At 40.5% G+C, this 11,296-nt stretch carries 11 protein-coding genes; all 11 read right to left on the bottom strand.

All coding sequences use genetic code 11. The features are described 5' to 3' along the window. Window positions 1–61: 61 nt before the first annotated feature. Window positions 62–1,705, bottom strand: a complete 1,644-nt coding sequence (locus tag ACDF53_RS00970; RefSeq protein ID WP_370816180.1) for a VWA-like domain-containing protein — start codon at window positions 1,703–1,705, stop codon at window positions 62–64. Between the two features lie 129 nt (window positions 1,706–1,834). Then, a complete protein-coding gene (locus ACDF53_RS00975) occupies window positions 1,835–2,935 on the bottom strand; it encodes an AAA family ATPase (protein WP_346661158.1) in 1,101 nt (366 codons plus the stop codon). 12 nt (window positions 2,936–2,947) lie between these two features. Continuing rightward, on the bottom strand, window positions 2,948–3,754 hold the full coding sequence (locus ACDF53_RS00980; protein WP_370815216.1) for a DUF4116 domain-containing protein: 807 nt from the start codon (window positions 3,752–3,754) through the stop codon (window positions 2,948–2,950). Between the two features lie 113 nt (window positions 3,755–3,867). Continuing rightward, the gene (locus ACDF53_RS00985; RefSeq protein ID WP_296008802.1) at window positions 3,868–4,518 is read right to left on the bottom strand and encodes a TrkA family potassium uptake protein; all 651 of its coding nucleotides are present in this window, start codon (window positions 4,516–4,518) and stop codon (window positions 3,868–3,870) included. A 33-nt stretch (window positions 4,519–4,551) separates the two neighbouring features. Further along, window positions 4,552–5,913: a TrkH family potassium uptake protein gene (locus tag ACDF53_RS00990; protein ID WP_370815217.1), complete on the bottom strand. Its 1,362-nt coding sequence runs from the start codon at window positions 5,911–5,913 to the stop codon at window positions 4,552–4,554. Between the two features lie 6 nt (window positions 5,914–5,919). Continuing rightward, window positions 5,920–6,942, bottom strand: a complete 1,023-nt coding sequence (locus tag ACDF53_RS00995; RefSeq protein WP_370815218.1) for a carbohydrate kinase family protein — start codon at window positions 6,940–6,942, stop codon at window positions 5,920–5,922. Window positions 6,943–7,224: 282 nt separating this feature from the next. Then, window positions 7,225–8,865, bottom strand: coding sequence for a heme anaerobic degradation radical SAM methyltransferase ChuW/HutW (hutW, locus tag ACDF53_RS01000; protein ID WP_370815219.1), 1,641 nt, complete (start codon window positions 8,863–8,865; stop codon window positions 7,225–7,227). Between the two features lie 20 nt (window positions 8,866–8,885). Then, the gene (locus tag ACDF53_RS01005; protein WP_370815220.1) at window positions 8,886–9,404 is read right to left on the bottom strand and encodes a flavodoxin family protein; all 519 of its coding nucleotides are present in this window, start codon (window positions 9,402–9,404) and stop codon (window positions 8,886–8,888) included. Window positions 9,405–9,449: 45 nt separating this feature from the next. After that, the gene (locus ACDF53_RS01010) at window positions 9,450–10,244 is read right to left on the bottom strand and encodes an energy transducer TonB (RefSeq protein WP_370815221.1); all 795 of its coding nucleotides are present in this window, start codon (window positions 10,242–10,244) and stop codon (window positions 9,450–9,452) included. Window positions 10,245–10,246: 2 nt separating this feature from the next. Then, the gene (locus ACDF53_RS01015; protein WP_370815222.1) at window positions 10,247–10,654 is read right to left on the bottom strand and encodes an ExbD/TolR family protein; all 408 of its coding nucleotides are present in this window, start codon (window positions 10,652–10,654) and stop codon (window positions 10,247–10,249) included. 2 nt (window positions 10,655–10,656) lie between these two features. Beyond that, window positions 10,657–11,274 (bottom strand): MotA/TolQ/ExbB proton channel family protein, encoded by a 618-nt coding sequence (locus tag ACDF53_RS01020; protein WP_295780467.1) that lies wholly within the window; start codon window positions 11,272–11,274, stop codon window positions 10,657–10,659. Window positions 11,275–11,296 lie beyond the last annotated feature (22 nt).

Below are 11,296 nucleotides of genomic sequence, written 5' to 3' on the forward strand. Positions count from 1 at the left end.
TTTTATAAACGCTTCTCTAGGTTAAACCAAGATATATCAGTGCTCACCTTTATAAAGCAGCCTAAACCTCTTGGTTAGCCATAGAAAAGCCACTACGACTAGACATACGTACAAATTCATCTATATCTTGTGTTTCATCTACACCCACATAACCTAGTTCACGAACCATGCCATACGGATTATGAAGAGATAGTTGAGGATTTTCTCCTGTAAGAACCCATAAAACCTTATACCCTTTCGGAGCCTCTCGTATTCGTTCCTCGCCTTTGCCATCCGTGAAGTAAACCAATAAATCCACACGGTTTTGATTTGCTAAAGAAAATACTGGCGAGAAAGCTGTTGCACCGCGCACATCAAGGCGAGGCTTTACATCTTTTACTGATTCCATCGTATAAGTACGGCGCACCTCATTATCACATTCTACAACGGTGATGCGATGATTATAGGCATGCACAATTTGTAGTACTTGTTCTAGCGCGTTCGTAAACTCTGCATCGGTAATACTGCCACTCATATCGAGAGCAACCCATACATTAGCTTTATGTTGGCGCAAGGTACCCGACAACTCCAAGCGCTCAGGTTGACGACGATTGCGACGCATCGTCGTTTTTTTGTACCCACTTGCTACCTTACCCATGAGCTTTTTAAGGTAGAAATACCAGGGGAGAGCACGACGTGTCTTTTGGAAGGTATCGATGAGACTCTTCACATACCCTTCCATATCACCTTTTGAGGCTTCGTTGATATAGCGCTCCGTAATTTGGTCCATCGTGTCCGTATCAATGGAGTCAGATTCATCCCAAATGTCATGGCTAGTTTGAGGGTCAAACTCCATAGCCACAGCCGTATCAGAATTATCTATGGGTACAAAGAGTTCAGGCTTTTCCTTCATCGCCTTATCGATGGCCTTGGCGTAATACTCAATGGTACGGAATCGTTTGAGCATCAATCCAAAACGTTCATTTACATTGGCTACAGTAACCGCATCACGATCAACATGTTCTAAGTAGTCATTTACAACCATATCCATCGCCATATGTACGGCCGTTTTATTAAAGCTTTGACTCAATGTTTTTACGCGCATCAAATGTGCAGAAATAATATGAAGAATTTCACGCTTAATGCCATCCTTCATAACATCTGGCGGTTGGCGTAACAAGATAAATGGATTTACATACAGTACATAGCCTCCCTGCTTTAGGTTAATACCAAAAGCATTGGTCATATCAAAGCGAATGCGATGAGCCATTTGTAAATAGAAGTAACCAAAGAATTGGTCCTCTTCAAGGAGTAAACTATTTACATCATGCAAAATATTCCATAGTCGTTGCTCAAAGGCAGGTGTCATAATGGCTTGCTGCATAACGGCAAGATTCGTGCCTTCTACTTCTATATCTTCAAGAGCTCGACCAATAGTGCCAATATGACTATCCGACATATTATGATTCATCAAATCCGCTGCGATACGTTCAGGTGCCATACTATGATGTTGCTCTTCATAGCTATCTACATAGGCCTCATAGGTTGCATATATTTGCGTATATAAAGCCTCTGCTTCACGATGAATGCGCTCCCGCTTTGCATGCCATCGGTCAAGAGCCTCAATGGACTTTTCATCGTAGGCCCCTGTTTTCTCCCACCCATCTATATGGGTAAGCAAGTCAGAGGCGTCGCGGATATCGTCCTTGTCTAAATTTCGTTGCATCATTCCACCTCCTTTTCTTTGAAAAACAAATTTAATTTATATTATATTAGTCAGTATCACAACTAATAACGCACTATAATCATTTGTCCATAAATAGCTACTTCGATTATAGTAACTATTCATATAGAACTATTTCTGTGCTTCAAAAAAAGTATCTACAAATAAATCATCTTCGATCGCATAAGAGTAAACACGCTCATACGTATTACGTAAGTCTTTCATAACTGCTATGCGTAAATCACCAGGATATAATGTAAGGAATTCAATGAAGTGATGAACTTCTTCGGCATTGCTATTGTGGTTTAAACGATGCAACATATTTTTAGCCGCTACATATAGACGAGTTGGACTTTCACTTTTAACCTGTTCAGCCATAGACATGATAGCACCTGGTTTTTGAACTGCTGCCAATACGTCATCAAAGGTAATGAGCGGGTCTTGATCAGACTCGATAAAGTTTACGAAGGCCTCCGCAATGAGTTTACCAACGTTACCACGGATAACATTCAAAAATACATCGCGACTATAAGCATTACCTTCTTGGTTTTTATAAATCGTATATAGACCAGACACGCGTTCAAAGGAACGAGGTGTAGCATCAATATCGTCTTCATGGCGTTGATTTAAATACTCAGGATAGGAAGAAATAAATTCGATAACCTTTTCTTCAATGCCTGCACCGATAGCCCAGTCAATCCATTGCATATAATCCGCATTCATATAGAGCCATACAAAACGGTTTTGTTGGGCCGGGTCCATGTCGATAGTTTGGTAGTCAAAAGAATCCTCAGGGTTCATAGCGGCGATGATACGCACTTGATCACTTAAAGAAAAGCCATTGATTTCACGATTCAAGATAAGATTCATTAACTCCTGTTGCACTGCATGTTCAGCACGGTTAATTTCGTCGATAAATAGCAACACTTGACGACCTTTATCCACAGCTTGAGCCACATGCTCCAACGTATGATGTACAGCATACACTGTAGTCTTTACAGAATGTGTGTTACCACGACCATCTGTATGTGTGACAGATTCTACAGTTGGTAAACCACCAATTTCACCTTCTTTTAAAAGATTTCCATCAATGGTTACCAATTCCCAATCATGCACAGTAGCTACGCGTGCCGCAAGAGATGTTTTACCAATGCCCGTTTCACCAACGAGCAAAGGCACTTGATTAGCAGCAAGCACTAATTCTACACTTGCCATTGTATCTATAAAGTTCATTATATCTCCGTTCTAATATTTCAAATATTCACTAACTGCAATCTTCTTAACAGCCCTAGTTCCATAAGCATCTATAAGTGACAATAGATCGATAGGCCATTTAGATTGACGACCTCCGATAGCTTTATTGTTGATTAATTCACGAATATAGTCTGCATCAACTGTATCACTAGAGATAGCGCTAATGATGATAGATTTAATTTCGTCCACAGTGACGCCTAAATTATTGGGTATATACCCTAGTGTGGCAGCACTTACACTAAATAGGTGCAACGCCAATTCTTTAGTAAGCTTTGTGATTTGTCGCATTGCCTGCGGATCTTGTTTTACTGCTGCTTCTAGAACTGCTACGCTAGGCTCATCAATATAACGCAAGGCCAAGTAATTTTCTTTAACTGCTTGTAATTGTACGGATTCGCTGGGATCCTTAATGTATTGCAACGCATCATAGTTGGCCTTTACAGCTTCCAGCTGTAGTTCTTCTAATGGATTTGAGATATAGCGTATAGCCCATCCAGATTGAGCGAGTGCTTGCTTAACAATCGTATCCGATGGATTATCGATATATTCTAAAACAGCCCAGTCCTTTTCTACCAGTGTCTGTAATAAATCTTCTGTAGGATTTTCCACGAATTGTATGGCTCGTGGTGATTGTGAAAGCGCCGTTTCAATAACCTTTCTAGTAGGTTCTTTAATATATTGCAACAACATGCCATTTTGAGCTACGCAGGTAAGTTGCATTGCTTCTGTAGGATTAGGAATATTCCTAATTCCATGTGGATTATTGGTCAGCGCCGTTATATATTGTTCTTCTGTCATACTAACCTTCATTTCTATTTAAAAAGGCCATACGAATACGTATGACCTATACTGAATTCTATTTTTATTGTATCACATATTTTCGATATAGTTATATCTCTTTCGTATACTTACTACACCGTTAACGCATCTAAATCAGAATTATTCCCAATTACTAATAATTTATCCGATGCCGAAAGAATGGTAGTTGGGTTTGGCGGAACCTCTAATTCCTCTCCTCTTCTGATTCCTACAGCATTCAAATTGTATTTCTCACGCAAATTAGAATCCTTTAAGCATGTGCCCACCAAGAATGCGGGCATATCTACTTCGATGAGGCTAATACTTTTGGATAATTGTAAATAATCCATCACATGTTCTCTAGTTAATGATTGTGCCAACCGTTCTGCCACATCATATTCTGGATAGATAACTAGATCTACGCCCATCTTCTTGAGCATCTTACCTTGTAGGGCATTTTCAGCTTTAGATACCACATAAGGCATGTTCATTTCTTTCAATAACATAGAGGTCATGAGGTTAGACTGTATATTGTCACCAATGGCAACGATGACTATATCAAATTGACTCAACGCCAATGCTTTGATTGCCTCTTCATCAGTCGTATCAGCCACAATGGCATGTGTTACATAGGGGGAAATCTTTTGAACGATTTCTGGATTAATATCTACACCTAATACTTCATGATTCATAGAGGCTAACATCTTGGCGATGGTCGTCCCAAATTGGCCGAGGCCAATGACCGCAATTGTTTTATATTTCATACTATATCTCCTGATATATTAATCATTATGCAATTATAACAATACATTCTCTTCTGCATAACCAATTGGCTTAGTCGGTGCAGTTCTGAGCGCCCATGTACCGATAACAGTCATAACACCTACACGACCGGTAAACATGACGAGCATTAAAACCCATTTACTACTTTCAGATAGGTTAGGCGTAATCCCCGTTGTAAGTCCTACGGTGCCAAAGGCAGATGTAACCTCGAACAGCAGACGAATAAAATCGTAAGGTTCATCCCAAGCGAGGTAACATGTGGCTAGTAATACGAGAAGAATGGATAAAAAGATGATTCCATTTGCTTTCAGCACAGTTACTAACGAAATGCGCCGTTCAAAAATCTCTGTGTCTGGACGGTTATTAAACAATGTACATGATGAAAGGATAGCTACTGCTACCGTACTGATTTTTACACCCCCACCAGTAGAGTTTGGCCCCGCCCCGATAAACATAAGAATGATGGTAACAAACAGGGTAATGGGATGCAATGCATTATAATCAACCGTCGCAATACCTGCTGTACGAGGTGTAATGGATTGGAATAAAGAAGCCATGATTTTATTCCATATCGGTAGAGGTCCAAAGGTTTTTGGATTAGACCATTCAACACCTAGGAAAATGATGGCCCCTAACAAAATGAGGAATACAGTACCAACCAACATGATTTTAGTATGTAATTTTAAATCCACAAAGCGTCGTACCTTGCGATGTGACCAGATATCAAAGGCTGCCAGATACCCAAAGCCACCAATCACAATGAGAGCCGCTGTATTTATATTAAATAATACATCCCCTACCATGGCATATGGTAGATCGTTATCAAAAAATACAAAGCCTGCATTGCAGAAGGTCGAAATGGCTTGCATAATACCCGTATACAATGCAGCATCGCCAATATAAGGATATAGCTGTATCGTATAAATTATGCCACCTATGATCTCAATGGCAAAGGTATAGAGGGTCAATTTTTTAGTAATATGTAAAAGTCCTGTCATGCCCTCTTGCCCCACATCTTCTGATAAGAGCACTCGATTTTTTAGGCCAACCCGTTTTCCTAATAATAAAGCAATTATGGTTGTAAAAGAAACAATCCCTAGTCCTCCTAATTGGATGAGGATAACCATAACAATTTTCCCAAACAACGACCAATGGTAATACGTATCTACTGTAGCTAGCCCCGTTACGGAAACACAAGATACCGCCGTAAAGGCTGCGTCTACAAGTGCAGTTGTTTGCCCATGAGCACTTGAAATAGGAAGCATAAGCAATATTGTTCCTATAATCATAACCCCTAAAAAGCTAAGCGCTAATAATCGATAGGGATTTTGCTGCATGTATCGTTGTACATTAGAATGTGAAATATCATGCCACATGCTACATTACTCCAATCCCATTAGTTTATGAACTTGTTCTAGGATCGGTAAAGGACTGCGTCCTCCAATGCCTTGTGTATTTAAAGCAGCTACAGCTGATGCAAAGATAGCTGCTTTTTCCAAGTCACTATGGGCACAACCTTTAAGTAACTCAACAGCACATAAAGAGGTATCACCCTGAACCGCATTCGTCGAACTTACTTTAGCACTCTCACTATGTAAAATATTAGAAAGTTTAGCTAAAAAGGCACCATGGAAACTATCCCCCGCCCCTGTTGTATCAACGACAGAGTCTTGAGGAAACGGTTTACAACGATAAGCGGTGCCATCAGGCCACACAAAATAACTACCATTCGCTCCATCCGTAACACCAGCAATGAGAGCCCCTCGGTCGTGAATGATACGACATGCCTCTTCTAGATTAGTGGTGCCCGTATATTTCTCAGCATAATCACGAGCCACGATAACAATATGACTATCTTCCGTGATTGGCTTCATCTCTTCGTCGTAGCGCTGTGCACCGCCGTCGAGGGAAATAATGGTACCCACTTTCTTTGCTACATCCATAGCAGCGCGCATGAGTGTTCTATGACGTCCATTAATATGCAATATAAAAGAATTATCAATTAACTGTTTATGAGAATCTAAGAATGCTGGTTCTCTTGCTGTAGAACGTTCAAAGAATACTGCGCGCTCACCGGTGCTATGTTTTACGAGAATGGTAGCAACGCCACTGTTAGCCCCTCGTTCAACCTGGATGGCCTCCGTATTTACATTGTATTTTTCAAAATCATCTAAAATATGACGGCCTACCATATCATCGCCGATGCTATCAATCATAGCAGTACGGGCACCATATTTACCGGCTACTGCTAACGCTGTTGCTACAGGGCCACCACCATCTGTTGTAGATGAAACAACTTGCTGTACCTCTCGGCCCGTTGGATAATGATCTACTACGATAAATCGATCTAATGTACTAGCCCCAATGCCTACGATATCTATATATTTTTGAGGAAATGTAGTCATACTAACCTCCTATTTCTTTAACGGTCACCATAACCCATGCTATAACTATAGTTACTCTTATACGAATATAGTGACCCCGTTCTATGCAGTATAACGTTTATAGATTAAACGTTTTATGAATCCATATAATTACAGAATACATTTCGTCGTATAAAAAGTAAACCCCAGACTATTGTCTGGGGTTTTTCTGTACTACAAAGAGTACTATATGTCACGTACTATGTCTCGTTTAGTATATGTTGTTATTGGAAAGGGTTGTTAGATTCAAGGTGTAATATAAATTTAAGACATCATACGTTCCATCATATATTCAATTTCGTCAGCACTCAAATTGTACATAGCTTGCACCATTCGATTTGCTGACTCACCAGAAGCACCGCTTTTAGCGATTTCTGCCTTTGCTTTTGCAATGAGAGCTTCCTTCCGTTGCGCTTCTGAATCCTCATCAGTTGGTACCGAAATATTAGCTTTACCTTGGCCAATACCACGTACCTCTTGATTAGGATTATCTTTAGACGTTGTTTTAGTATCTTGAGCAGCTACTGCCTCCATAGCAAAGGAGTTTTTACCAGTCATAATATACTCAACGGCTTCTAATGTACTTTGTGTAAGATTTACTGTCCAGAATTCACCAGCTGCAGTCAACTTATAAAGCAAACCATTGTAAGCTACAAGACCACGTTTTTTCCATAATTTATAAAGCCAGTTTAATTCATCTAGTTTTGCATCTAATTCAGTTAAGCTCTTAATATTGAGGAAACCTTGTTCAAGCTGGCTTACCACCTGATTTACGATAGGTTGTAAGTCACTTTGCTTCATGAGAGCCATAAATGGTTTTTCACCGCGACTAACCATATCTTCATACGGTTTTAATGCACGATGTAACATCATGCCATAACCATCAACGTTACCACCAGCACCACTGCCGAATGGGAACATCGGTACGCCCGCTTTAGCTAAAATATTATACAAGCTACGTTCACGGTTATTGGCACTCCAGTGAGCTGCACTCAATCGACGATAAGAACGCTCGTCTAAGTATTTGCGGCCAAACTCGAACATATCCCCTTGCATAGCTGTTGTGGCTGCTGCGGGCACCTTGCCTTTAGCAATATCCTTATTAAGATCACTACCATCAAATACATTTAATTGGTAAAGGTCAGCACCATCTACACCAGAGCTTACCAAATCAGTTAAATCTTGTTCCCAAACCTCCATAGTTTGACCAGGCAAACCGTAAATTAAGTCGATAACAACGGAACATTGACCGTAAGCTTTTAACGCGGCTAAACGTTCCAATACGGTTTCTTTTGTATCTAAACGGCCCACCATTTGACGTACTTCTGTGTTGAAAGATTGTACACCAATGGACATACGATTTACACCATTTGCCATCCACACATCGAGATTTTCAGGAATCAAGTCGTGAATACGACCTTCTAAGGTAAGCTCATAATCGTTAGCTAGTGGCAAATACTCTTTAATGGCTTTCAACAATCTTTCAGAGTTCACTGGAGATAACGATGTTGGCGTGCCACCGCCAATAAACACAGCATGAATCAAACCATCTTTTAATCTAGGGCGCTCACTAGCGAGCTGTAATTCACTAATAAGACCATCGATATATTGATCTTCTACATTTTGACTCGTACCATTTTGGAAGAAGCCACAATATGTACATTTAGTCTTACAAAACGGAATGTGAATATAGGCGCATTGCATTTCACCCTTTTTAGGTGCGCCATTCATTAAATTATCCCAAACGGCTTGTGTTTCCTTTGGAGAAACAAGCGTGCCATTTAGTCCTGCATGAACAACCCGTTTATGAGGGAATGCACCACTCATCGGATTATCGCATTCTAAACCTAGTTGTAGATTGCGTTGTTTCTCCGGAATGGATTCAAAGAAACTTGCTAAACTCATACTCCAATCCCCTTTCAGCGTTACCCTTGCAACTTTGCCAATACAGATTTAGCGAATTCTTTTGCATTTGCAAAGTCTTGTTCATCTGGATGTGTTTCAGCCGCTTTATGCAACGCATCCCGTTCAGGGCTTTGACCATGAGCAGATCCAGGTGGGAACATTTTATACATCATTTCGATGACTTTTGGATCGATTTTGCCTTGGCATACAAAGCCATCTACAAGAGATTCCTTGTTTTGTAAAAGTTCAGATGCTTTTTCGATACTTTCACGAGCATGATCAGAATCTGCATACATGCCAAGTGTAGCAAAGAACACAATATTAGGATTTTTCAAGGTTTCAATCAATTTAGCAGCCTCTTTATTCGCTGTGCCTCGGTCTACCCAAAAGCCAACAAAAACTGTATCATAATCTGCCAAATTCTCAGGCGCCTCTTTAACAGGAACGCACGGTGTACCTTCAGGCATTACAGAAGCCATTGCTTCTGCTACGCTTTTTGTATTTCCCGTGAGGGAAGAGTATAAAATAATGGATTTCATAAGTATCTCCTTTAATTCTTAGATAGGTTTATGACTTACATAAGTCTATTCTTCTTCTTCATCAGATGATTCATGACCTCTAAACTCAACTGGTACCTTGACATCAATATCTTCACCCGTTGGATTTTTATACGGTGTTGCAGCTACTACAGCAGACATAGCCGCATCATTAAAGATTTCATTTGTAGACGATACAATACTTTGACCAATAAGGTTACCATTTGTATCTAATGTAACTTGTACAGTTACATCACCTTGTAACTTTCTTTTTAAAGCCATGGAAGGCATTTGTGCATTATTTTGCACTCTCGCACGGAAACCCTCCTTATCAAAGGCAGCTCTCACTGTACCATGACCGTCACCGTTACCATTGCCATCACCGTTACCATTGCCATGGCCTTGACCATCGCCATTACCAGTGCCAACACCTGTACCGTTACCACCGCCGGATCCGCCACCAGTGCCATTTCCTGTACCACCTGCGGAATTGTCGCCAGAGTTATGACCTTTATGTTCGCCACCTTTTTTGGCTACATCTACTGCATCAGGAATATCTGTCGCTGTAGACGGATCTATATTCGCTACAACAGCCTTTGTTCTTGCCGCCACTTCATCTGCTGACAATGGTTTTGGAAATAGGTCAGATCTGTTTCCGCCACCTCCACCAGCATGACCGCTGCCGCCATCATCGAGTACACTTTGTGTGAGATCGACTTCATACGTTTCCATATCTTGAATTGCTGGAACTACTACGAAAAAGATTACGGCAACAAAGAGAGCAATGAGATGAACTATGGCGGATATAATGGCTGCTTTTTTCCATGATATGCCTAGTCCCATAGTTATCCTTTCTGTTCAGCTGCAATAGCCAAGCGTTTAACGCCAGATTGTTTTAACATATCCATAATCGCTACAACTTGACCATGAGCAGCGCGTTTGTCAGCTTGTAAAATAACGCTAGCATTTGGATTTTCTTGAACGCGCTGTTTAACCATGGCTTCAGCATCATCAATGCTCATTGGCTTATTATCAATTGTAATATGTCCTTCTGCATCTAATGTAAGTACTACAGGTAATTGAGCCGGTGCAGAGGCACTTGTAGCTTGTGGTAATTGCACAGATAACGCCTTTTGAGCAACTGTTTGCAAGCTGTTCATCATGAAGAATACCAACAAGAAGAAGATAATATCAATCATTGGGATAATCATGAATTCAGGCTTTGTTTTCATACGAAAGCTTTGTAGGTTCATAATTAATTCCACCCTTCTCGCTTAGCACTAACGATGTTCACACACATACCTTCGATTTGATTAATAATGGAATCTAAACGATGGCTAAAGAATGTGTACACAATAAATGCCATGATGGCTACACACAAACCAGATGCTGTGGCAATAAGGGCTTCACCAACGCCACCAGTAATAGCGGATGCACCAGCACCAGCATCGAGAATACTAAAGGAACCAATCATACCTGTAACAGTACCAAGCAAGCCTAATAGTGGAGAGATTGTAACAGTAGCGCTTAGGTAATCCATATATTTACGGAAACCAACCGCATCAACCCCCATTTGATCTGAAAAAGCAGTCTTCATAGCTTCTTCGCTAGATGCATTATGGAGACCAGCTTCCGCAATACGGCTTGCGATAGATGGATTTTCTTTAAGGACCTTATCAATTTCGTCCCACTTTTGTAATTTTGCTAGCTCATTTACAGCATGAGTAACAACGAATGTCTTACCTGCATACTTATGATAAAAGAAAGCCCGTTCTACAGCGATAGCGATAACCATGAAAGACAAGAGTAACAATGGATACATTACATACCCGCCACTATGAAACAAGTGAATGACATAATTTAAATTTTCCATTTTAATAACCTTTCTGCCTGTT

The sequence above is a fragment of the Veillonella sp. genome, assembly GCF_041333735.1.
Classification (GTDB): domain Bacteria; phylum Bacillota; class Negativicutes; order Veillonellales; family Veillonellaceae; genus Veillonella.